Here is a 21,641-nt window from a genome sequence, read left to right on the forward strand (position 1 = left end):
GCGGGTCACATCCTGAACACGCCGAAGCGTGTTTCCGGGACCGGGGCGTTGAGCGACGCCGAGATGGAGAGGCCCAGGACGTGGCGGGTCTGGGCGGGGTCGATGACGCCGTCGTCCCAGAGGCGGGCGGTGGCGAAGTAGGGGTTGCCCTCGTCCTCGTAGGTCTGGCGGACCGGGGCCTTGAAGGCCTCCTCCTGCTCGGGCGTCCACTTGTCCGCGTCGCGGTGCACGGTGGCCAGGACCGATGCCGCCTGCTCGCCGCCCATCACGCTGATGCGGCTGTTGGGCCAGGTCCACAGGAAGCGCGGCGAATAGGCCCGGCCGCACATGCCGTAGTTGCCGGCCCCGAACGAGCCGCCGATCAGGACGGTGAACTTGGGAACCTCGGCCGAGGCGACGGCGGTCACCAGCTTGGCCCCGTCCTTGGCGATGCCGCCGGCCTCGTAGCGGCCGCCGACCATGAAGCCCGAGATGTTCTGCAGGAACACCAGCGGGATCTTCCGCTTGCAGGCCAGCTCGATGAAGTGGGCGCCCTTCAGCGCGCTCTCCGAGAACAGCACCCCGTTGTTGGCCAGGATCGCCACCGGATAGCCCCAGATGCGGGCGAAGCCGCAGACCAGGGTCGTGCCGTACAGCGCCTTGAACTCGTCGAACTGCGAGGCGTCGACGATGCGCGCGATCACCTCGCGCACGTCGTAGGGCGCGCGCACGTCCTGCGGCACGATCCCGTACAGCTCCTCCGGGTCGTAGGCCGGAGGTTCTGGTTCTTCAAACGTCAGGTCGACGTGCTTGGTGGTGTTCAGGTTGGCGACGATGCGGCGGACGATGGTCAGCGCGTGCTCGTCGTTCTCGGCCACGTGGTCGACCACGCCGGAGCGACGTCCGTGGGTGTCGGCGCCGCCCAGCTCTTCCGCGCTGATGATCTCGCCGGTGGCCGCCTTCACCAGCGGGGGACCCCCTAAGAAGATCGTCCCCTGGCCGCGCACGATGATGGTCTCGTCCGACATCGCCGGCACATAGGCCCCGCCGGCGGTGCAGGAGCCCATCACGCAGGCGATCTGGGCGATGCCCTCGGCGCTCATCCGGGCCTGGTTGAAGAAGATCCGTCCGAAGTGGTCGCGGTCGGGGAACACCTCAGCCTGGTGCGGCAGGTTCGCGCCGCCCGAGTCCACCAGGTAGACGCAGGGCAGGCGGTTCTGCATGGCGATCTCCTGGGCGCGGAGATGCTTCTTCACCGTCAGCGGATAGTAGGCCCCGCCCTTCACCGTGGCGTCGTTGGCCACGATCATCACCTCGCGGCCCGACACCCGGCCGATGCCGGTGATCACGCCGGCCGCGGGAGCCTCGTCGTTGTAGACGCCATTGGCGACCAGCTGGCCCACCTCCAGGAACGGCGCGCCGGGATCCAGCAGCCGCATCACGCGATCTCTGGGCAGCAGCTTGCCGCGGGACGTGTGGCGCTGGCGCGAGGCCTCGGACCCGCCCAGGGCCGCCGTTTCCACCCGCTCGCGGAGCTCGGCCACCAGGCCGCGGTTGACCTCGGCGTTGGCGGCGAAGGCGGCGGAGCCCACGTCCACCGCGCTCTTCAGTTTCCTCATGCGTGCCCTAGGCCGTCTTTTCCAGCACGAGGTCAAGTTCCGCGATCATGGCTTCCCGCATGGCAAACTTCTGCACCTTCCCCGTCACGGTGGTGGGGAAGCCTTCCACGAATTTGATGTGCCGTGGAATCTTGTAGTGGGCGATCTGGCCGCGACAGAAATCCCTGACCGCGTCGTCCGAGAGCCGCTCGCCGGGCTTCAGCACGATCCAGGCGCACAGCTCCTCTCCGTACTTCGCGTCCGGCACGCCGATCACCTGCACGTCCTGGATGGCCGGGTGGCGATAGAGGAACTCCTCGATCTCGCGCGGATAGACGTTCTCGCCGCCGCGGATGACCATGTCCTTGATCCGGCCCACGATGTTGCAGCAGCCGTCGTCGTCCAGGGTGGCCAGGTCGCCGGTGTGCATCCAGCCGGCCACGTCCAGCGCCTCGGCGGTCCGCTCCGGATCGCCCCAGTAGCCCAGCATGACCGAATAGCCGCGCGTGCAGAGCTCGCCCGGCTCTCCGCGCGGGACGATCCGGCCCTCGGCGTCGACGATCTTCACCTCCAGGTGCGGCTGGATGCGGCCGACGGTGCCGACGCGGACCTCCAGGCTGTCGTCGCAGCCGGACTGGAAGCTGACGGGCGAGGTCTCGGTCATGCCATAGGCGATGGTCACCTCCGGCATGTGCATCCGGTCGATCACCTGGCGCATCACCTCGATCGGGCAGGGCGATCCCGCCATGATCCCGGTGCGCAGCGAGCTGAGGTCGAAGGCCGCGAAGTCCGGGTGGCCCAGCATGGCGATGAACATGGTCGGCACGCCATAGAGCGCCTGGCACTGTTCCGCCGCCACCGCCTCCAGCACCGCCAGCGGCTCGAAGGCCTCGGCCGGATAGACCATGGTCGCCGCATGGGTCACGCAGCCCAGGTTGCCCATCACCATGCCGAAGCAGTGGTAGAGCGGGACGGGGATGCAGAGCTTGTCGCCGGCCTGGAGCCAGATGGCCTCGGCGACGAAGAAGCCGTTGTTGAGGATGTTGTGGTGGCTGAGCGTGGCGCCCTTCGGGAAGCCGGTGGTGCCGCTGGTGAACTGGATGTTGATCGGGTCGTCGAACTGCAGCGTCGGGCCGATCTCCTCCAGCCGGGCGCGGTCGGCGCGGTCGGCGGTGTTCGACACGTGCGGGAAGCTCAGGCAGCCGCGGTGCGGGTCGTCGCCGATGGTGATGACGGTTTCCAGCAGGGGCAGGCGGCCGGCGTCGCGCAGCTCGCGGACCATGGCCAGATACTCGCTGGTCTTGTGGCGGACGGCGGTGACCAGGGCCCGGCAGCCCACCTTGTTCAGCGCATATTCCGCCTCGGACAGCCGATAGGCCGGATTGATGTTCACCAGCACCAGCCCCGCCCTGGCGGTGGCGAACTGGGTGATCGTCCACTCCGCGCAGTTGGGGGCCCACACGCCCACACGGTCGCCGGGATTGAGGCCCAGCGCGATGAGGCCGGCGGCGAAGGCGTCGACCCGGGCCTTCAGCTCCGCGTAGGTCCAGCGCACGTCCTGATGCCGGACGATCAGGGCCAGGCGGTCCGGATTGGCCGCGCAGGTCTCGTCGAACAGGGCGCCGATGGTCTTGCCGATCAGCGGCTTGCTGCTGGCCCCGTGAACATAGCTGAGCCCCGCCATCGTCCTCCTCCCGTGTTTTCTCCCATCGTGGCCGCCAGGGCCTGACGTGTCATCTCGGAAAGCGTGCGGCGGGTTGCTGCCGTAGGACAGATGTCCACGAACCACACGAACCACACGAACGGTCAGAGAACCAGGCGCTCGAGGCGCGCCTTGGGCGCGCAGCCGAGGTTCACAAGCAGACCGACACGCGTCCTCGCAGCCTTGAGGTAATTCAGAACCTGCGCCCGATGCTCGGGCGCGAGCGCGCCGAGAGCCTTCAGTTCAACCACGACAGTCCCGAAGCAGATGAAATCCGGCGCGTAGGTCTGTCGTAGGCGAGCGCCCTTGTAGTCGAGGACGAGCGTGGGTTGGGCGACGAAGGGGATGCCGCGCTCCGCGAACTCGAGAGTCAGTCACTCTTGATAGACAGCCTCAAGAAAGCCGGCGCCCATTACTCGGTTTACCTCAAAGATCGCGCCTTGGATGCGGAGGACCTCGTCGGCCTGCAAGAGCCGTTCGTGTGGTTCGTGTGGTTCGTGGACCATTTCTCTAGCGCCCTCGCCGCGTTTCAGCGGCAAGAACAATGCATGAACATTACGGCCGCGCTAGGCTCACGCTGCGTACCCGTGGCACAGAGGCGGCCGTGACCAACGAGACCTTCCCCGAGATCCGCGAGGCGGTGCGCAAGCTGTGCGCCCGCTTCCCCGGCGCCTACTGGCGCGAGCTGGACCGCGAGCGGGCCTACCCGACCGCCTTCGTCCAGGCGCTGACGGAAGCCGGCTTCCTGTCGGTGCTGATCCCGGAGGAATACGGCGGCTCGGGCCTGGGCCTCGCGGCCGCCACGGCGGTGCTGGAGGAGATCCATCGCAGCGGCTGCAACGGCGGCGCCTGCCACGCCCAGATGTACACCATGGGCACGGTGCTCCGGCACGGCACGCCGGCCCAGAAGGAAGCCTACCTGCCCAAGGTGGCCACCGGCGAGCTGCGCCTGCAGGCCTTCGGGGTCACCGAGCCGGACGCCGGCACCGACACCACCCGCATCACCACCTTCGCGAAGAAGGTCGGCGACAAGTATGTCGTCAACGGCCGCAAGCTGTGGATCAGTCGGGCCGAGCATTCCGACCTGATGGTCCTGCTCTGCCGCACCAGCCCGCGCGACGAGGCCAGGACCTCGGCCGGCATGAGCGTCCTGCTGGTCGACATGCGCACGGCGGTGGGGAACGGCCTGACCATCACCCCGGTCCGCACCATGCTGAACCACGCCACCACCGAGCTGCTGTTCGAAGACCTGGAAGTTCCGGTCGAGAACCTGGTCGGCGAGGAAGGCAAAGGCTTCAAATACATCCTGGACGGCATGAACGCCGAGCGGATCCTGATCGCCTCGGAGTGCATCGGCGACGCCCGCTTCTTCATCGACCGGGCCAGCCAGTACGCCAAGGACCGGGTCGTGTTCGGCCGCCCGATCGGCGAGAACCAGGGCGTCCAGTTCCCGCTGGCCCGGGCCTATGTCCAGATGACCTCCGCCAGCCTGATGGTCGACAAAGCCGCCGCGCTGTTCGAAGCCGGCGAGCCCTGCGGGACCGAGGCCAACATGGCCAAGCTGGTCGCCTCCGAGGCCTCCTGGTTCGCCGCCGACATGGCGCTGCAGACCCACGGCGGCTTCGGCTTCGCCGAGGAATACGACATCGAGCGCAAGTTCCGCGAGACGCGCCTCTACCAGGTGGCGCCGATCTCCACGAACCTGATCCTCAGCCACGTCGCCACCCACGTCCTGGGCCAGCCGAAGAGCTTTTGATGACTTACGAAACCATCAAGGTCCACGAGGCCGCTCCGGGCGTCACGGTCATCGCCTTCAACCGGCCGGACGCCGCCAACGCGCTCTCCACCCGGATGGGCCGCGAGTTGCTGGAGGTGTGGTCCAGGCTGCGCGCCGACGAGGCGCTGCGCTGCGTGATCCTGCGGGGCGAGGGCAAGCACTTCCAGGCCGGCGCCGATCTCAAGGAACGCAACGGCATGACCGACGACGCCTGGGCCGAGCAGCACCGCCTGTTCGAGGCGATGATCCGCGCCCAGCTCGCCTGCCCGGTCCCGGTGATCGCCGCGGTGCAGGGGGCGGCCATGGGCGGCGGCTGCGAGATGACGCTGGCCTGCGACTTCGCCTACGCGGCCGAGGGCGCGCGGTTCGGCCTGCCCGAGGCGGGCCTGGGGATCATCCCCGGGCTTGGCGGCACCCAGCTCCTGACCCGCGCCGTCGGGCCCCGCCGGGCGCTGGAGCTGCTGACCACCGCCGCGCCATTCACCGCCGCCCAGGCGCTGGAGTACGGCCTTGTGAGCGGCGTCGTGGCGCCCGACGCCCTGCTGGACACCGTCCTGGCGGTGGCCGCCCAGATCGCCAGCCGCGCGCCGCTCTCCGTCCGCGGCCTGAAGCGCGTCGTCCACGGCGGCCAGGACCTGGACCTTCCGCGCGCCATGGACCTGGAACTCACCATCTACAACCACCTCTTCACCACCCACGACCGCCGCGAAGGCGTGGCCAGCTTCAACGAGAAGCGGACGCCCAAGTTCGAAGGGAAGTAGCGTGCGTCGGATTTGTGCCGGCGCACGTCCCCCGGCCCACCTACAAGCGGACCCTGCGAGAGTCAGTGAGGGGTGGGCAGCGGCGGCCTCCTCTCCCCCCGCGAAGCGAGAGGGGAGAGGGTAGGGAGAGGGGCGACGCAGGCCTCGCCGCCGCCGCTCCGGGTTCAGCCAGGACCCGTGGACGGATGCTCGCCGCCGCACGCGTCGAGGATCGTGGCGCACACGCCGTCGCGGCTGGTCGGCGCCGCGGAGTTCCAGAAGCGGATCACCCGCAGGCCGAGATCTTCCAGATGGGCGGTGCGATGCGCGTCGTAGGCCATCTGGTCCGCATGCTGGCCTCCGTCGAGCTCGACCACCAGCCCGGCCTCGACGCAAAGGAAGTCGAGGATGAACGGCCCCCTGGGGACCTGACGCCGCCAGCGCCAGCCGCCAAGGCGCCGGGCCCGTAGCGCGTTCCACAGCCGCGCCTCGGCCTCAGTGTCCTCGCGGCGGAGCGCGCGGGCGCGATCTCGCGGCGTGTTGTCCCTGAGGGTCTTGAACGTGGCCATGGGACCGACGGTGGGTCATGGCTGGGCCGTCGTGCAAGCGGCAAGGCCTGCGTCGCCCCTCTCCCTACCCTCTCCCCACTCTTCGCTGCGCTCGGGGGGAGAGGAGGCGATGCGCTGGGTCCGCTCAGGGTGGGACCAGGTCATCGGCGCCGCGCCCCCAACCGGACCTTCAGCAACCTTCCCGAGAGCGGACGCCACGAAGCGCCGAGATGGGTCGGGAGCAGAAGGTCGCCCAAGGCAGGAAAGCGGCTGTTGCCTCTGCGTCCATCGACCCCATTTCTCGTATGATCGACTTCGCTTTTACGCTCAGGTTGGAACGCCGTGATTGTCTTCATCAATGTGTTCCACGTCGACCAGCCCAATCAACAGCGATTGGTCGATATATTGACCAAGGTCACCGGCGAAATCGTCAGCAAAGCGCCCGGGTTCGTTTCGTCGACCCTTCATCGCAGCACAGACGGCAGCAAGGTCACCATGTACGCTAAATGGGCTAGCCTCGCTGACTATGAGGCCATGCGCCAAGACCCAGCCCCACGCCCATATCTCGAAGAAGCCCTGTCATTCGCTACATTTGATCCCGGCATGTATGAGGTGGTTGGCGAGTTCCGTTCAAAAACGACGGATGGAAAATCCAAGTCCCCTCCGCTTTGAAGGTCCGCTGAGCGTCGGTTTCGCCAATTGGCGCCCGGGCTGATAGCTGACGTTCGCCGCTTCGGCGGGAGAGCGGACCTTCGCAACGTCAGGCCGGGGTGGAAAGGCGACCTTCCTCCTAGCTCATGATCCCGCCGGTGGCGGCCCAAGCTTCAAGTGACGGGTGTAACTCCGCGTGCGGCCAGAACGGGTCAGTCTCAGCGCTCCAGGTGAGGTGAACGTGCGCCACCTCGCGCTCCCCGACCCGAAAGAGAAAGTCGTCTCTGCGCTCGTGTCGCGCTAGCAGCCGAGCGGTTCGTCCGTAGAGCAAGTGCTTGGGCGGCATCTCCCGCACAAGCTCTAGCTCCAGTGAGCGTCGCTCTTGCGGGTCATCGACCCACAGCCAGCCGGTCGGCAATTCTGTTGAAACGACTTCCACAGCCACAGCCTAGCTCGCGGCTCAAAGTCCGCAATGGGTCGAAACCCGAAACTAGCTCCGCGCCATGGACCGGACACCCGCAGCCTGGCTGGTTAGGCTCCTGTCGATCTCACCTCGCGCAGAAGGGCGTCGCCCCCAGGGTGGCGGATGAGGGGTCGCGCTCCGCTATCCGGCTTGGCGCGCGCCGCAGCGCTGTCTTTTGAACCACGGAAAACCCGGAAAGCCCGGAAGAGGCCTCGCCTACTTGGCCTTCCGTGTGGTCCGTGGTTTGAATCTTACCAAGGCTGACGCGCCTACCGCGCCGCGCGCAACATCGGATAGAGCGGCGGATAGTCGTCCGGCTGGACCAGGCCGATGACCTCGAACCCGTGGCGTTCGTAGAGTGGGATGTTCCGCGGATTGCTGCTTTCGAGGTAGGCGGGCAGGCCTCGGGCGTCGCAGAGGCGCAAACCCTCCTTCACCATGGCCGAGCCCAAACCCTCTCCCTGGCGCGACGGGTCCACGCCCACCGCCGCCAGATACCAGTGCGGTCCCTCGGGATGATAGCTGCGGATCTGTTCGCCGACCTGGGCCAGAACGGCGCCCTTCTCGGGCGTGACCACCTCGCCCACCACGCCGAACATGGTCTCCAGGTCGGGCTCGACGCCCGGCGGCAGCCACAGCGACGCCGCCGCGCCGTCCTCGGTCACGAAGGCCGCGCCGTGGTCCAGACCGCGCCCGCCCATGGCCATCACGAACCGCGGCCATCCAGCCGTGAAGTCGCTGGGCTTGGCGAAGATGTAGCGGACGCAGGGGTCGGCGCTGAACGACAGCAGCAGCGCGTCGCTGATCGCCTGGCGGTCGGCCGGTCCGGCCGTGCGGATTTCGACGGGGCTCATGCCCCTTCATAGCGCTGGAGCGGACTCGCGTCTCCGCATACCGTCCCGCCCATGAAGATGCCCGCGCCAGACGCCGCCCTGATCGCCCGAAAGGGCGAGATCGTGCGGGCGCTGAAACGGATCGTGCCGGGCGAGGGCGTGGTGTCCGAGCCCGCCGGTCTGGTCCCGTTCGAGAGCGACGGCCTCTCCGCCTATCGCCAGACGCCGATCGCGGTGGTGCTGCCGGAGACGACGGCCCAGGTCTCCGAGATTCTGCGCTGGTGCCAGGCCAACGGCGTGAAGGTGGTGCCGCGCGGCGCCGGCACGTCGCTGTCGGGCGGGGCGCTGCCGCTGGCGGACGGCGTGGTGCTGGGGCTGTCGAAGTTCAACCGGGTGCTGGAGGTGGACTACGCCAACCGCTGCGCCGTGGTGCAGCCGGGGGTGACCAACCTGGGCGTCACGGCGGCCGTAGAGGCCCAGGGCTTCTATTACGCCCCCGACCCCTCCAGCCAGATCGCCTGCACCATCGGCGGCAATGTGGCGGAGAATTCGGGCGGGGTTCATTGCTTGAAGTACGGCCTGACCACCAACAACCTGCTGGGCTGCGAGCTGGTGCTGATGAACGGCGAGGTCGTGCGGCTGGGCGGCAAGGCCATGGATTCCGAGGGTTACGACCTGCTGGGCCTGGTGACGGGGTCGGAGGGGCTGCTCGGCGTGGTGACCGAGGTGACGGTGCGGATCCTGCCCAAGCCCGAGATCGCCAAGGCGCTGCTGCTGGGCTTCCCGACGGTGGAGAGCGCCGCCGCCACGGTGGGCGACATCATCGCCGCCGGCGTGATCCCGGCCGGGCTGGAGATGATGGACAATCCGGCGATCCGGGCGGCCGAGGCCTTCGTGGGCGCCGGCTATCCGGTGGACGCCGCCGCCCTGCTGATCGTCGAGCTGGACGGACCCGAGGCCGAATGCGCCGAGCTGGTGGGCCACGTCCGCATGCTGGCCGCCGAGCGCGGCGCGAACTTCGTGAAGACCTCGGAGAGCGAGGCCGAGCGGCTGGTGTTCTGGGCGGGGCGCAAGGCGGCGTTCCCCGCCGTGGGCCGGATCGCACCCGACTACTTCTGCATGGACGGGACCATCCCGCGGGGGCGGCTGCCGCAGGTCCTGACCCGGATCACCGAGCTCAGCGTGGAATACGGACTGGGCGTGGCCAACGTCTTCCACGCCGGCGACGGCAACCTCCACCCGTTGATCCTCTACGACGCGGACATTCCCGGCCAACTGGAGAAGGCCGAGGCGTTCGGGGCAGACATCCTCAAGCTCTGCGTCGCCGTGGGCGGGGTGCTGACCGGCGAGCATGGCGTGGGCGTCGAGAAGCGCGACCTGATGGGCGAGATGTTCGACGAGACCGACCTTGCCTGCCAGCAGCGGGTGAAATGCGCCTTCGACCCCGGCCTGCTGCTCAATCCGGGCAAGGTGTTCCCGGTGCTGCATCGCTGCGCCGAGCTGGGCCGGGTGCATGTGCATCGCGGCAAGCTCGCCTTCCCGGAGCTGCCGCGCTTCTGATGCTGGACACCGCGACCAAGATCCAGAAGCCCACGACCCCCGAGGAGGTCCGGGCCATCGTCGCCGAGGCCGGCGCCAAGGCGCGCCATATCGAGGTGATCGGCGGCGGCACGAAGCGGGCGATCGGCGCGATGGACCCCGTCGACCTGGTGGTCTCGACCCAGCGGCTGGACCGGATCGTCGACTATGCGCCGGACGAGCTGGTGCTGACGGCGCAGCCCGGCGTGCGGCTCTCCGACGTCGAGAAGCTGGTCGCGGCCCGCGGCCAGATGCTGGCCTTCGAGCCGCCGCGCTGGACGCGGCTGATCGGGTCGCGGGGCGAACCGACCCTGGGCGGCGTGCTGGCGGCCAACCTGTCGGGGCCGCGGCGCATCCGGGCCGGGGCGGCGCGGGACCACTTCCTGGGCTTCGAGGCGGTCTCGGGGCGCGGGGAGGTGTTCAAGGCGGGCGGCAAGGTGGTGAAGAACGTCACCGGCTACGACCTGATGAAGCTGATGGCCGGGTCGTGGGGGACCCTGGCGATCCTCACCGAGGTGACGATCAAGGTGTTGCCGGCGCCCCGGACCCAGACCACGCTCATGCTGTTCGGCCTGCCCGACGTCCGCGCCGCCGAGGCCATGGCCATCGCCATGAACGGCCCGTTCGAGGTCTCCGGCGCGGCGCACCTGCCGGGGTTCGCGGCCCACGCCCGGCCGCTGAAGGCGGAGATGGCGACCACGGCGTTGCGGCTCGAAGGGTTCGAGGCTTCGGTGGCGGCGCGGGCGGAGGCCCTGGCCGCGGCCCTGAAGGGCTATGGCCGCATCGAGGCCCTGGACAGCGACCTCAGCCGCGAGTTCTGGGGACAGATCCGCGAGGTCGAGGCGTTCGCGGGCGACCCGCGGCCGCTGTGGCGCCTGTCGCTGCCGCCCGCCACGGGCTGGCGCGGACCGCACGGCCTGCCGGGGGACGCGCTCTACGACTGGGCCGGCGGCCTGGCCTGGCTGCTCACCGACGAGCCCGCCGCGAAGGTGCGCGCGGTGACCCGCGGCCTGGGCGGCCACGCGCTCTGTCTGCGCGGCGCCCCGGCGTTCGGGCCGCGCGAGGGGGCGTTGGGCGCCCTGCAGGATCGGGTGAAGGCCGCGTTCGACCCGCTGGGCGTGCTGAACCCCGGCCGCATGGAGGGCGCGCCGTGAGGACCGACTTCACCCCCGAACAGCTCGCCGACCCGGAAACCGCCGCCAGCCAGGCGGCGATCCGCAAGTGCGTCCACTGCGGCTTCTGCACCGCCACCTGCCCCACCTACGTCCTGCTCGGCGACGAGCGCGACAGCCCGCGCGGCCGCATCGAGCTGATCCGCGAGATGTTGGAGGCCGGCGGCCCGCCGGCGCCCAGCACGGTGACCCATGTCGACCGTTGCCTGTCGTGCCTGGCCTGCACCACCACCTGCCCCTCCGGCGTCGACTACGCCCAGCTCATCGACCACGCCCGCGCCCACATCGAGGCCCATCACGTGCGGCCCTGGCCCGAGCGGCTGCTGAGGATGCTTCTCCCGGCGGTGCTCACCCGGCCCCGGCGGTTGAGCGCGGCGCTGGCCCTGGGCCGGCTGGCGCGGCCGCTGCAGCCGCTGCTTCTGCGGTTGAGGCTCGCCCCCCTGGCGGCGCTGCTGCGCCTGGTCCCGCCGCCGGCGCCTCGCGTCCAGGCGGCGCCGGCGCGGGTCCCGGGCGGCAAGCCCCGTGGGCGGGTGGTCCTGCTGCAGGGCTGCGTCGAGCCGGCCATGGCGCCCCAGGTCCGCTCGGCCGCCATCCGCCTGATGACCCGCGCAGGCTATGAGGTAATCCTGGCCGAGGGCGAGGGCTGCTGCGGCGCGCTCTCCGAACACCTGGGCCGCGCCGACGAGGCCAGGGCCATGGCGCGGACCAACCTCGCCGCCTGGGCGCGGGCCGGCAAGGTGGACGCCATCGTCACCACGGCGGCCGGCTGCGGCACGATGCTGAAGGCCTATGGCCGGCTGGTGGGCGAGGCCGTGCCCGCCCGCGACATCCTGGAGTTCATCGCCGAGGTCGGCCTGCCCGCGCCGGTGAGGACGCCGCCGCTCGCCGTCGCCTACCACGCCGCCTGCTCGCTGCAGCACGGCCAGCAGATCAAGGCCGCGCCGCCGCGCCTGCTGGCCGAGGCGGGCTTCGACGTGCGCCTCGTCGCCGAGGGCCACCTCTGCTGCGGCTCGGCCGGGGTCTACAACATCCTGCAACCGGAGCTGGCGACCCGGCTTCGGGACCGCAAGGCGGCCAACATCAACGCCACCGGCGCGGCGGTGGTGGCGGCCGGCAACGTCGGCTGCATGGCCCAGCTCGCGCCGGTGCTGGACGCCCCGGTCGTGCACCCCGTGGAACTGCTGGACTGGGCCACCGGCGGGCCCAAACCGGCGGCGCTTCAAAGGCCTAGGTAGTTCTACGGAGGTAGCGCTACGGAATTTCCAGACGGGCCGGCAAAGCTCAAACTCCTATCCAGAGTAGAGGAGTGAGGACATGGGCCCGCTGGAACTGAACGCCGAGGTGCTGCTGGCCGCGTTCGGCCTCTATGCCGCCATCGTCGTCGTGCTCACCCTCTGGAACGCCCGCCAGGACCGCCGCAACGGCTCAGGCCGCTTCGACGAAGCCGGGCCAGGTGGACATGTACTTCACGAACGCCGGTCCCAGGCCCTCGTTGGCCAGGTATTCGGCGGTGACCGGTAGCGCCGCCGGCTTGAACGCCGCGTCGCGGGCCCGCTTCGGGAAGTCGTGGTGCAGGATGGCCGCGCGGCCGATCAGGACGTAGTCGGCCCCATTGTCCAGCATCTGGGCCGCGATGGCCGGGGTGGTGACCTTGCCGGCGACGCCCAGCCGCACGTTCCCGCGATCCAGCTCGGTGAAATAGCTCATCAGGCTGCGGCCCTTGAACTCTTCCTCCGTCGGCTCCTTGAAGACGTCCCACAGCGACATGTCGAGGTAGTCGATCCGGCCGTCGGCCAGGACCGACTGCGCGACCTGGACGATCTCCACCAACTTCAGGTCGAACCGCTCCGGCGACAGGCGCAGGCCTAGCTGGAAGTCCTTGCCCGTGCGGGCGCGCACGCCGTCGATGATCTCGAAGATGATCCGGGCGCGGTTCTCCACCGAGCCGCCATAGCGGTCCTCGCGCCGGTTCAGCTTGGGCGAGAGGAACTGGGCCAGGATGTAGCCGTGGGCGCCGTGGATCTCGACGCCCTCGAAGCCGGCCTGTTCCGACCGCACCGCGGCGGCGACGAAGTCCTCGACCAGCTGCTCAACCTCGCCCAGCGACAGCCCGCGTGCGCCGGTCTCGGGATCGTCCGACGGGCAGACCGGCGTACCGACCAGGTCCTTTGGCGAGCGGTTGCCGGCATGGTGCATCTGCAGCGCCGAGAGGCTGCCGGCGGCCTTGATCGCCGTGGCCAGCCGCGTGAGCCCCTCCAGGTGCTGGTCGCCGAACACGCCGAGCTGGCCGGGGAAGCCCTGGCCGACCGCCTGGACGTGGGCCGCGCAGGTCATGGTCAGGCCGAAGCCGCCCTCCGCCCGCTTGGTCAGCCACCTGAATTCGTCGTCCGACAGCGTCCCGTCGGCATGGCTCTGCAGGTTGGTGAGCGGGGCCAGCATGAAGCGGTTCTTCATGGCCGGGCCGTGGGACAGGGTCATCGGGGCGAAGAGGTCGGCCAAGGCGTCGGGCTCCTGGAGCAGGTGTGGCGCGAGCGATACCGGCTTTCCCCAGGGTCGGGCAAACGAGCCTTTCTGAAACGGCCTTCAGGTCCTAGGCTCTCGGGCGGGGGCAGGAGGTCAGAATGACGAGACTGTCGATCGCGGGCCTGACGGCGGCCCTGATGCTGGCGGCCGGCGGCGCCCAGGCCCACCACGGTTGGGCGTCCTACAGCGACCGGGAATCCCAGGTCAGCGGCGTGGTGGAAGACGCCTCGCTGGGCCAGCCGCACGGCCTGATCCGGGTGAAGACCGCCCAGGGCGTCTGGAACGTCATGCTGGCCCCGCCGGCGGCGATCGAGCGCTCGGGCCTGACCCTGGCGGCGATCCCCAAGGGGACCCAGGTCACCGCCCGCGGCCACAAGCGCCTCGACGGCACGCTGGAGATCAAGACCGAACGCCTGGTCGTCGCCGGCAAGACCTTCGACCTCTACCCGCAGCGGGACTAACTCCCCGGGCGCCGCAGGCGCTGTCCTCTTGTCCACGAACCACACGAACCACACGAACGGTTCGACCGCAGCCCGCGCCTCGTGGCTTCGATGCCCTTGTTCGTGTGGTTCGTGTGGTTCGTGGACGAATCGTTCGGCGCTGCCGCGCCCTCGCGGCTGGAAGGTCCGCCCCTACCCCTCCGCCGCCAGGAAGATCGGGCCGCCGACCACGTCGAAGGCGCCGGTGTCCACGCGGCGGATGGCGGTGATCTGCATGACCGGCGGCGTCCCCTCGATCTTCCCCAGCCGGCTGCCCTGCGGGACCGACAGGCGGGGGCGGTGCTCGCCGGGCACGGCGCGCAGCGCACGCGCGATCTCCGGCCCGTGGGCGTGGAAGGGCAGCGGCTCGGGCAGGGTGGCCACGGGCCGCGCATAGAGGCCGACCATCCAGACCCGGTCGCGGCCGCGCACCACGCCATAGGCCGCGTGGGTGTGGCTGGCGCGCAGCAGGTTGCGCCAGTGGCCGGGGCTCTTCTTCCAGCGTTGCAGCAGCGCGGTCGAGGTCGCGGGCGGGCCGGCGGCGCGATGGTAGGCGATGTTCTCGGACGGCGAGCCGATGGTGGTGCGGCCCAGCAGCCAGAAGCGGTGGCTGGGGTCGAAGCCCTCGGGCGACAGGTGCTCCACATAGCCGCGCGCGGCCAGGTCCCCGGCATGGGCGCGGGCGGCGGCGGCCAGCTCCTCGTGCCACTCCACCGGCGGCGCGCCGGCCGTCCGGCGCACGGCGTTGGTGGCGTCGAGCGCGATGTGGGCCGAGGCGTCGTCGAACCGATGTCCGCCGGCGTCGGCCAACCGCTCGCGCAGGCGGGCCTCGTAGGCCGCCCAGGCCCTGGCGTCCGAGGCCGGCGGCGCGGCGTCGGTGGCCACGTCGGCGGCGGCCGGGCTCGCGAGCAGCAGGCCGCTCGCGCCGATCATCGACCCCCGCCGCGTCAGCCTCACGGCGCCTTCATTCCCGCGATGTACTGCCGGATCAGGGCCAGGCCCTCCTCGTGCGTCAGCGATCGTCCCAGCTCGGGCATCATGACGCCAGGTTCGGTCGAGGCCATGCGGTAGGCAAGGATCGAGGCGTCGGGATGGCCGGGATCGATGCCGACCCGCAGGCCCCCGGACCCGCGCCCCGCCGCCACCGGACCCTTGCCGACGCCGAGCGCGGCGGGCCGGGTCTCCTCGACGTTCAGGAACAGGCCCGAATTGGACGCCACCGCGCGCGGATTGTGGCAGTGGGCGCAATTGGCGTCGAGATAGGCCCGCGCGCGGGCCTCCAGCGGCTCGGCCGGATCGTCCCAGCGGGCAGTGCGGGGAGCCGCCTCCGGCTTCGGCGCGCCGCTCAGCAGGCCCAGGCGGCTCCAGTGGGCGAGCTGGTTCTCCGCCCCCGCCGCATAGGCGAACGTCCCATTGAGGTTCCGCGCCTTGGGGCCGATCGGCTGCAGCGTCTTGTCGAGCTGGTGGCACTCCTTGCACTGGTTCTGGTTCGGGACCGCGTAGTCCACCGTCCGCGCCTGGCCGTGGGCGTCCACGAAGCTCACGTCCAGCCGCGCCCCGGCCCGCTTCAGCACCGCCTCGGTCTGCTCTGCGTTCCAGACATAGGCCAGGGCGACCCAGCCCTCGCGCTTGTGGATCAGTAGCCGGGTCTCGAGGCGCCGGACCTTTTCGTCGGGCCGGCGCAGGTCGGCGGGATAGGCGAAGGTCTTCACCAGGGTCGCGCCCACCGGGAAGTCCAGCACCCCGTCGGCCCGGTAGCGCGCCGTGGTCCCCGGCGGCAGGTACAGGAACCGGAACTTCTCGGCATAGTCGCTGAATAGCGGCGTGTTCAGCGCATACGGCGTCAGGCCGTTGGGCTGCCGTCCGCCGGCGTCGCGGAACAGGCGATAGTCGCTGAGCTTCGGCGCGGGCGCCTCGGCCAGCAGGGTCTCCAGCGCCACCCCCGCCGGCGCCGGCGCCGCGCCCAGGCACAGGAGGGCGGCGAGGCTGGCGAGCCAGGCTCTCATTATGCGCCCAGATCGGCCTGGCGCTTGGGCAGGACCACCGCGGCGGGCTCGGCGATCGGCGTGTCGCCCAGGGTCTGGGCCAGCACCGGCTTGGCCTGCATCAGCGCGCCCGGCGCGGGAAGCTGCAGGTTCAGGATCGGCCCGTCGGTGATCCGCACGCGCACCACGTCGCTGTTGCCGGGGGCGGCGGTCACCCCGTCCCACATCACCGGCGGCAGCGTCCCGCCCATCATCTTGGCCAGGATCGTCCCGCCGTCGAACTTGGGGTCCCAGCCGTTGCGGCCGATCCGGTTGTCGCGCACGACGATGTCGCGGGGCAGGGGGTTGTAGGTCTTGTCGTCGAACTTCTCAGTGTAGCTCACCAGCATGATCGCGGCCGACTGGTTCTCCGCGATCTCGTTGTCGAAGACGTGGACGTTCTTGTTGGCCATGATCATCACCCCGGTGCCGGTGGGCACGTTGGCGACGATATTGCCCTTGGGCGCGAAGTTCGGCGTGTCGTTCTGGACCACCCTGTTGCGGAACAGCCGGGTGGAATGGCCGCCCATCTGCGGCAGGTTCGGCAGGTCGAACACCAGGATGCCGCCGGCGTTGTGCGTGGCGACGTTGTCGAACACGTCGGCGTTCATCGAGTTCTCGATCTCGATCCCGGCCACGTTGAACTCGGCGCGGCTGCGCTTGACCACGATGTTCTTGGACTGGCCCACATAGATTCCGGCGTCCGAGGCGCCCTTCACCACCACCTTGTCGATCAGCACGTTGGTCGAGCTGACCGGATAGACCCCATAGGCGCCGTTCTTCTCGTTCGGCCCGCCCATCCATTCGACGCGCAGGTTCACGAAGCTGATCTGGTCGGCGCCCTTGGATTTCACCCCGTCGCCCTTGGTGTCCTCGACGCCCAGGTCGCGCACCGTCACCCGGTCGGACGTCACCAGCAGGCCCTCGCCCGCGCCCTTCTGGCCCTTGAACGACAGCACCGTCGCGTCCGGCCCCGCGCCCTTCACCGTCACGTCGTCCACGTCCAGCGACAGCCCGTCCGACAGTTCGTAGCGCCCGGCCGCCAGCTCCACCACGTCGCCCGGCTTGGCGTCCAGCAGCGCGGTCTGGATCCGCTCCTGCGCGTCGGCCCCGGGCGCGACGGCCAGGGTCCTGGCCTGCGCCGCGCCCGCCAGGAAAGTGGCCGCCAGCAGCGCCGTCGTGAGCCTGATCATGTCCGTCCCTCTGTTGCTCGCCCGGCATCATGACGCGCCGTTCAACTTTGAAAGTGCCGCTGTTCACCGCACCCGCGCAACCCCTAAGCTCAGGCCCGGCCATGACGATCCGTGGGGGATTCGATGACCACCGACATCATCCGCTTCGGCCCCGCCGACGCCGCCCTGCTCGACAGGGTCGCCCTCGACGTCTTCGACGAAGACATCGACCCCGCCCGCCGCCTACCTGGCCCAGCCCGGCCACCTGATGGTGCTCGCCGTCACCGCCGGCCCCGCGGGCGACCGGCAGGTCGTCGGCCAGGCCCGCGGCATGGTCCACCGCCACCCCGACCAGCCCACCGAACTCTACATCGACAACCTCGGCGTCACCCCCGGCCGCCGCCGCGAACGCCTGGCGACGAAGATGCTGGACGAACTGGTCGCCTGGGGCGTCGAGCTGGGCTGCGAGGAGGCCTGGGTCGGGACGGAGCCGGACAACGAGGCGGCGAGGGGGCTCTATGCAAAGCGTGGCGCGGAGGCGGAGGCGTTCGTGATGTTCGCGTATGAGCTGTCGGGCTGAACGACCATGACGGCTGGAGGTTCTGCTAGTCTTCCATTCGGTCAGAATGTGGCTGGAACATCGGCTCGTAGGGCTCCAGCCCCTCCTTGTAGGCCCCGGGAACGATTGTCCCCTTGGCCAAGCCGCCGAGGAACTCCGCCATCCCACAGTCGAACTCCTCGAACGGCTGATCATACGGCCCGTGTCGCTGCCACATGACCACCTTCCAGTCGTCAGGCGCTCCCTCCGGCAGCCAATAGAGCTGGTCGCCGAAATCACTGCAACCGAACCGGATGAGGCCGCCCACGTGCGGCCAGAACGGGTAAGGCAGGTGCTCCTCCGGTGAAAACATCATGGGAGCCTCCCGCACCTGCGGCTCCAGCGTCAGGCGAGAATTCTCGATCGACGGCACATAGACGATGACGAAGTCCATGAAGAGACCGCTGCCGTAGAGTCGCGAGAAGTCCTTGTAGTCCTGTGGTAATTCCGTCCCCAGGTAGGCCTCGAGCGGCTCCCACGGACCGACGAACGGCCGGAACGGCTCCGCGGGCGGCGGAACGATCTCAGTGAGGGCCTCGATGCCCGGCCGGACGCGCGGGGCTCCCTTCACGCCGCGCCCGGCGGTTGACCCGGCGTGACGAGCCCGGCCTCGGAATGGCGTGAACAGGGGATCACCGCCAAACGTATCGCCTTCGAAGCCCTCCGGTCTGATCGCACCGGTCGCCAAACCAGCGAGGAAGCCGGTGAGGTCGCAGTCGAAGGTTTCCAAATTCTGGAACGCCCGATCCCACACGACGATACGCCACTCCGACGGATGCCCGCGTGGCAGCCAGAAGAGGCGATCGTTGAACGTCGTAAGGCCGAGGTTCAGCAGGCCCCCCGGATCGGGCCAGGCCGGGTAGCGAACCGACACGCCGAGATTGATCATCTCGCGCGCCATGTGGAGCTCGCCTTCCAGGCTGCCGCGCTGCCCGCGGTCGCCCGGCAGATTGACGGTGAGAAACTCCATGAACTGCCCGCGGCCGTACAGCCGCGCGAGGTCCTTGTAGTCCGGCGGCAGCTCGGTCCCGAGATAGGCCTCCACCGGCTCCCACGGCCCTGCGAACGTCTGGAAAGGCGCGGCGGGAGGCGCGACCGCACTCAAGAGGGCGTCAATGGTCATTTCTTCGGCCGACCCAACGGGTTCTCAATGATGACCGCCATGGGACCTTTGCGATCACCCCACGCCGCCATCGTAATGAACGAAGGGGCCTCCACGCCAGGAGTGTAATATGGAGTTACGGAGTAATCGATGAGCTCACCCGACGCCACTCGGCGCGCAATGCTATTTTCATAGCCGCGCATGATGGGGGAGTTCATCTTTCGTGTGGCCGCAAAGATCTTCTTGGGTTCGTCGGCGTGACCGCCGAGTTGCTTGCCGAGCAGATGTGCCCGATTGTGATAGTAGGGCTCCTTGCCACTGATGAAGCCGGGGGGCTTCACGCTCTGCCTTGTCCTCCCGCCTGTTCCCAGCATCGGCGCGCCCAGGGCCGCATTGACGCCCCGCGATTGCTTGGCGGCGTTCGCATCCCGGTAACGGATGCTGCCGTCCTGCGGCATACTCGTAGTAGTCTTGATCGGCGGCGTCGGGCGACGAACCTGCGCTCCCCGTGGCGTGGCGACCGATATTCCGGCGTCAGCCACCGCGCCCGCCATCATGGCCCGGTCGCGCGCTTGCGGGGACGTGCCCAGCAATGCGGCGACGCCATACGCGCCGCCGGCGAGCGGGCTTTGCGCCATGAACAGGCTGTCCACGACGGCCTTGCGCTGCTGCGCGACCAGCGCTGGTGGGCGCAGCGGATCGCTGACCGGGACCAAGACGCCCGCCCGCCCATTGTCGATTTCCCGGTAGGTCTGCCCGCCGATCACCACGGTCTGGCGGAGGTCAGCCCCTTGGTGGCGGAAGTCGAAATCGCGTCGGAATGGTGAAGAAAAGCCGCTCAGCGATGGGGACGGCGACCTCGTCGGCGGTGCGCCGGCTCCCCGTGCTGTCGGCTGTCCTTGCGCGGGACCCGGTCCGGAACGTGGCTTCCCCTGTGGCGTCTGCGCCATCGAGCACCCTCTACCTCTGCGTATGATCAGATCGGCGGCTGGCGAGCCGCTCTGCCCCGACCGCTGAGATCGTCGCACAAGCTTGGCTTTAAGTCAAGAACAAAGGAAGAACAAATGGGTTTGAAAGGCAGTGTGTTCGCCCCTTGGGTTGGGCGCCGGAGTCATGAACCTAGCTTTCGACTCGATCCGAATACGGCTGGAACACCGGGCCGTCGGGCTCCAGGTCTTCCCTCTCGTGTCCCCTCGGCAGGATGCTTCCATCGGCAAGCCCGGCGAGAAACTCCGCCATGCCGCAATCGAACTCCTCGAAGCACTCGTCTTCGCTCAGGCCGCGATCCCAGAAGACGACCTTCCACTGGTCGGGCGGGCCTATCGGTAGCCAGAAGAGATAGTCGCCATTCTCCGTCACGCCGAAGTTGATGAGGCCGCCGACGCGCGGCCACATCGCGTAGGGTTGGTCCGCATGTGAATTGAATGCGCGGCTCACCTCACGCACCTCGGCTTCAAGCGTCCCGTGAGGATCATCGTTGGACGGAACATGAATGATCATAACGCCCAGGAAGAGGCCGTACCCGTAGAGCCTCGCGAAGTCCTTGTAATCCTGCGGCAACTCCGTTCCGAGGTACGCCTCGACCCGTTTCCAGGGGCCGGTGAACGGGCGGTACGGTTCGGGCGGCGGCGGAACGACCTGTTCAAGCGCTTCGATCCCCCGCCTTGCGGTCCGGGCGCTCGCAACAGCACTTGGACCCGTGGGCCAGACCAGCCCTCGCAGCCCTTGAGACGGCTCGAACACCGGATCGGGAGCGAGCGTCCTGCCGGCGAACGCTTCCGGGAGGATCGTGCCCGCGGCCAGACCCGCGAGGAAATCCGTGAGGCTGCAGTCGAAGGTTTCCAGCCGCTGCAGAGCCCGATCCCAAACGACGATGGTCCAGTCGGAAGGATCGCCTCGCGGCAGCCAGAAAAGGCGATCGTTGAACTCCGTCAAACCGACGTTCAGCAGCCCGTCCGGATCCGGCCAGGCCGGGTAGCGAACCCCCATGCCCAGATTGATCATGTCGCGGGACATTTGCAGTTCGCCTTCGAGACTGCCGCGCCGACCTGGATCACCCGGCAGGTTGATGACGAGGAACTCCATGAAACGCCCACGGCCATATAGCCGGGCGAAGTCCTTGTAGTCCGGCGGCAGCTCGGTCCCGAGATAGGCTTCCACCGGCTCCCAGGGGCCGATGAAGGGTTGGAATGGCTTCGCAGGCGGTGGCGCCACCTGCATGAGGCGTTCAATGGTCATCGGCGTGAGCTTCGCCCAACCGGTAGCGTAGATCAAGAACATAGAGTGAACGATGGGGCGCGCGCTCGACGCCCGGACCTTGACCCCCAGGTCTTTTCCTTTCCCGCGGGACGCGGGAGAGGGAAACCGCCCGCCGACCCCGGCCTTGAGCCGGGGGAAGAGCGGGGGGTGGAGAGGGCGAGCCCCAGGCTCCGCGCCCGACGCCGCCCGGTCGTTCCGCCCCGCCGCCGCTCACCCTTCCCACCCCCCGCTCCTCGGCGGGCGATCCCCCTTGCCGCGCAGCAGGAAGGGAAGAACAACTTTGACTCCCACCCACGCTTCATGTTCTCGTTATGTTCATGTCACAGGCCGCGCACATCGCCGAACGGCGCCAGCAGATGCTGGCGCGGCTGGCCGAGCTGGATCTCGTGGCCGCCGAGGCCGCGCACGCCAGCTACCTGGCCGCCATCGACACGCCCGAGGAG

The 21,641-nt window shown here is 69.1% G+C and carries 21 protein-coding genes; 9 read left to right on the forward strand and 12 right to left on the reverse strand.

What is annotated here, in order from left to right; all coding sequences use genetic code 11:
* Nucleotides 1–5: 5 nt before the first annotated feature.
* The 3 genes from EPO51_RS27755 to EPO51_RS27765 form a co-directional block, all read right to left on the reverse strand.
* Entirely contained in the window at nt 6–1,598 is a 1,593-nt protein-coding gene (locus EPO51_RS27755; protein ID WP_293357461.1) for a carboxyl transferase domain-containing protein, read from the reverse strand.
* Nucleotides 1,599–1,605: 7 nt separating this feature from the next.
* Nucleotides 1,606–3,261 carry an AMP-binding protein gene (locus EPO51_RS27760; protein ID WP_293357463.1) on the reverse strand — a complete coding sequence of 552 codons (1,656 nt, stop codon included), beginning with the start codon at nt 3,259–3,261 and terminating at the stop codon, nt 1,606–1,608.
* 122 nt (nt 3,262–3,383) lie between these two features.
* Nucleotides 3,384–3,653 carry a GxxExxY protein gene (locus EPO51_RS27765; RefSeq protein WP_363201568.1) on the reverse strand — a complete coding sequence of 90 codons (270 nt, stop codon included), beginning with the start codon at nt 3,651–3,653 and terminating at the stop codon, nt 3,384–3,386.
* Here EPO51_RS27765 and EPO51_RS27770 point away from each other — a divergent pair.
* The 3 genes from EPO51_RS27770 to EPO51_RS27780 are packed head-to-tail and all read left to right on the forward strand — an operon-like array spanning nt 3,609 to nt 5,817.
* Complete coding sequence (locus EPO51_RS27770) at nt 3,609–3,887, forward strand: hypothetical protein (protein WP_293357465.1); 279 nt, start codon at nt 3,609–3,611, stop codon at nt 3,885–3,887. The genes EPO51_RS27765 and EPO51_RS27770 overlap by 45 nt on opposite strands.
* On the forward strand, nt 3,884–5,035 hold the full coding sequence (locus EPO51_RS27775) for an acyl-CoA dehydrogenase family protein (protein ID WP_293357467.1): 1,152 nt from the start codon (nt 3,884–3,886) through the stop codon (nt 5,033–5,035). Before EPO51_RS27770 ends, EPO51_RS27775 begins: the two co-directional genes overlap by 4 nt.
* Nucleotides 5,035–5,817, forward strand: coding sequence for an enoyl-CoA hydratase/isomerase family protein (locus EPO51_RS27780; RefSeq protein ID WP_293357469.1), 783 nt, complete (start codon nt 5,035–5,037; stop codon nt 5,815–5,817). Before EPO51_RS27775 ends, EPO51_RS27780 begins: the two co-directional genes overlap by 1 nt.
* Nucleotides 5,818–5,981: 164 nt before the next feature.
* On the opposite strand, the gene EPO51_RS27785 is transcribed toward EPO51_RS27780, so the two are convergent.
* Complete coding sequence (locus EPO51_RS27785; protein ID WP_293357471.1) at nt 5,982–6,365, reverse strand: endonuclease domain-containing protein; 384 nt, start codon at nt 6,363–6,365, stop codon at nt 5,982–5,984.
* Between the two features lie 321 nt (nt 6,366–6,686).
* Here EPO51_RS27785 and EPO51_RS27790 point away from each other — a divergent pair, with 321 nt between their 5' ends.
* Nucleotides 6,687–7,016, forward strand: a complete 330-nt coding sequence (locus tag EPO51_RS27790; RefSeq protein ID WP_293357473.1) for an antibiotic biosynthesis monooxygenase family protein — start codon at nt 6,687–6,689, stop codon at nt 7,014–7,016.
* 711 nt (nt 7,017–7,727) lie between these two features.
* Here the strand turns inward: EPO51_RS27790 and EPO51_RS27795 are convergent.
* On the reverse strand, nt 7,728–8,312 hold the full coding sequence (locus EPO51_RS27795; RefSeq protein WP_293357475.1) for a GNAT family N-acetyltransferase: 585 nt from the start codon (nt 8,310–8,312) through the stop codon (nt 7,728–7,730).
* 51 nt (nt 8,313–8,363) lie between these two features.
* Between EPO51_RS27795 and EPO51_RS27800 the strand changes: the two genes are divergently transcribed.
* Genes EPO51_RS27800 through glcF form a run of 3 tightly spaced genes read left to right on the forward strand, consistent with a single transcriptional unit; the run spans nt 8,364 to nt 12,276 of the window.
* A complete protein-coding gene (locus EPO51_RS27800; RefSeq protein WP_293357477.1) occupies nt 8,364–9,851 on the forward strand; it encodes an FAD-linked oxidase C-terminal domain-containing protein in 1,488 nt (495 codons plus the stop codon).
* Nucleotides 9,851–11,023: a glycolate oxidase subunit GlcE gene (glcE, locus tag EPO51_RS27805; protein ID WP_293357479.1), complete on the forward strand. Its 1,173-nt coding sequence runs from the start codon at nt 9,851–9,853 to the stop codon at nt 11,021–11,023. The genes EPO51_RS27800 and glcE overlap by 1 nt, the downstream gene beginning before the upstream one ends.
* Nucleotides 11,020–12,276: a glycolate oxidase subunit GlcF gene (glcF, locus tag EPO51_RS27810; RefSeq protein ID WP_293357481.1), complete on the forward strand. Its 1,257-nt coding sequence runs from the start codon at nt 11,020–11,022 to the stop codon at nt 12,274–12,276. Before glcE ends, glcF begins: the two co-directional genes overlap by 4 nt.
* 190 nt (nt 12,277–12,466) lie before the next feature.
* Here the strand turns inward: glcF and EPO51_RS27815 are convergent, their stop codons facing one another.
* A complete protein-coding gene (locus EPO51_RS27815; RefSeq protein ID WP_293357483.1) occupies nt 12,467–13,540 on the reverse strand; it encodes an NADH:flavin oxidoreductase in 1,074 nt (357 codons plus the stop codon).
* A 122-nt stretch (nt 13,541–13,662) separates the two neighbouring features.
* Between EPO51_RS27815 and EPO51_RS27820 the strand changes: the two genes are divergently transcribed.
* The gene (locus tag EPO51_RS27820) at nt 13,663–14,025 is read left to right on the forward strand and encodes a DUF6152 family protein (RefSeq protein ID WP_293357485.1); all 363 of its coding nucleotides are present in this window, start codon (nt 13,663–13,665) and stop codon (nt 14,023–14,025) included.
* A 171-nt stretch (nt 14,026–14,196) separates the two neighbouring features.
* Here the strand turns inward: EPO51_RS27820 and EPO51_RS27825 are convergent, their stop codons facing one another.
* From EPO51_RS27825 to EPO51_RS27835, 3 genes are read right to left on the reverse strand one after another with little or no spacing between them, the layout of a single operon-like run.
* Entirely contained in the window at nt 14,197–15,000 is an 804-nt protein-coding gene (locus tag EPO51_RS27825) for a CAP domain-containing protein (protein ID WP_293357487.1), read from the reverse strand.
* The gene (locus EPO51_RS27830) at nt 14,997–16,049 is read right to left on the reverse strand and encodes an SO2930 family diheme c-type cytochrome (RefSeq protein WP_293357489.1); all 1,053 of its coding nucleotides are present in this window, start codon (nt 16,047–16,049) and stop codon (nt 14,997–14,999) included. The genes EPO51_RS27825 and EPO51_RS27830 overlap by 4 nt, the downstream gene beginning before the upstream one ends.
* A complete protein-coding gene (locus EPO51_RS27835; protein WP_293357491.1) occupies nt 16,049–17,260 on the reverse strand; it encodes a parallel beta-helix domain-containing protein in 1,212 nt (403 codons plus the stop codon). Before EPO51_RS27835 ends, EPO51_RS27830 begins: the two co-directional genes overlap by 1 nt.
* A 247-nt stretch (nt 17,261–17,507) precedes the next feature.
* On the opposite strand from EPO51_RS27835, the gene EPO51_RS27840 reads away from it, so the two are divergent.
* The gene (locus EPO51_RS27840; RefSeq protein ID WP_293357493.1) at nt 17,508–17,819 is read left to right on the forward strand and encodes a GNAT family N-acetyltransferase; all 312 of its coding nucleotides are present in this window, start codon (nt 17,508–17,510) and stop codon (nt 17,817–17,819) included.
* 25 nt (nt 17,820–17,844) lie between these two features.
* Here EPO51_RS27840 and EPO51_RS27845 read toward each other — a convergent pair whose 3' ends face one another.
* From EPO51_RS27845 to EPO51_RS27855, 3 genes are all read right to left on the reverse strand, one after another.
* Complete coding sequence (locus tag EPO51_RS27845; protein ID WP_293357495.1) at nt 17,845–18,960, reverse strand: SMI1/KNR4 family protein; 1,116 nt, start codon at nt 18,958–18,960, stop codon at nt 17,845–17,847.
* On the reverse strand, nt 18,957–19,706 hold the full coding sequence (locus EPO51_RS27850; protein ID WP_293357497.1) for a DNA/RNA non-specific endonuclease: 750 nt from the start codon (nt 19,704–19,706) through the stop codon (nt 18,957–18,959). Before EPO51_RS27850 ends, EPO51_RS27845 begins: the two co-directional genes overlap by 4 nt.
* A gap of 352 nt (nt 19,707–20,058) precedes the next feature.
* On the reverse strand, nt 20,059–21,219 hold the full coding sequence (locus EPO51_RS27855; RefSeq protein WP_293357499.1) for an SMI1/KNR4 family protein: 1,161 nt from the start codon (nt 21,217–21,219) through the stop codon (nt 20,059–20,061).
* Nucleotides 21,220–21,641 lie beyond the last annotated feature (422 nt).

The sequence above is a fragment of the Phenylobacterium sp. genome, assembly GCF_004297125.1.
In the GTDB taxonomy this organism is placed as follows: Bacteria; Pseudomonadota; Alphaproteobacteria; order Caulobacterales; family Caulobacteraceae; genus Phenylobacterium.

Excerpts from the sequence above, each read along its gene's own strand:
- EPO51_RS27755 (WP_293357461.1), bottom strand. The coding sequence starts at position 1,598 with ATGAGGAAACTGAAGAGCGCGGTGGACGTGGGCTCCGCCGCCTTCGCC.
- EPO51_RS27760 (WP_293357463.1), bottom strand. The coding sequence starts at position 3,261 with ATGGCGGGGCTCAGCTATGTTCACGGGGCCAGCAGCAAGCCGCTGATC.
- EPO51_RS27780 (WP_293357469.1), top strand. The coding sequence starts at position 5,035 with ATGACTTACGAAACCATCAAGGTCCACGAGGCCGCTCCGGGCGTCACG.
- EPO51_RS27785 (WP_293357471.1), bottom strand. The coding sequence starts at position 6,365 with ATGGCCACGTTCAAGACCCTCAGGGACAACACGCCGCGAGATCGCGCC.
- EPO51_RS27795 (WP_293357475.1), bottom strand. The coding sequence starts at position 8,312 with ATGAGCCCCGTCGAAATCCGCACGGCCGGACCGGCCGACCGCCAGGCG.
- EPO51_RS27800 (WP_293357477.1), top strand. The coding sequence starts at position 8,364 with ATGAAGATGCCCGCGCCAGACGCCGCCCTGATCGCCCGAAAGGGCGAG.
- glcE (WP_293357479.1), top strand. The coding sequence starts at position 9,851 with ATGCTGGACACCGCGACCAAGATCCAGAAGCCCACGACCCCCGAGGAG.
- EPO51_RS27820 (WP_293357485.1), top strand. The coding sequence starts at position 13,663 with ATGACGAGACTGTCGATCGCGGGCCTGACGGCGGCCCTGATGCTGGCG.
- EPO51_RS27830 (WP_293357489.1), bottom strand. The coding sequence starts at position 16,049 with ATGAGAGCCTGGCTCGCCAGCCTCGCCGCCCTCCTGTGCCTGGGCGCG.
- EPO51_RS27835 (WP_293357491.1), bottom strand. The coding sequence starts at position 17,260 with ATGATCAGGCTCACGACGGCGCTGCTGGCGGCCACTTTCCTGGCGGGC.
- EPO51_RS27840 (WP_293357493.1), top strand. The coding sequence starts at position 17,508 with ATGGTGCTCGCCGTCACCGCCGGCCCCGCGGGCGACCGGCAGGTCGTC.
- EPO51_RS27845 (WP_293357495.1), bottom strand. The coding sequence starts at position 18,960 with ATGACCATTGACGCCCTCTTGAGTGCGGTCGCGCCTCCCGCCGCGCCT.
- EPO51_RS27855 (WP_293357499.1), bottom strand. The coding sequence starts at position 21,219 with ATGTTCTTGATCTACGCTACCGGTTGGGCGAAGCTCACGCCGATGACC.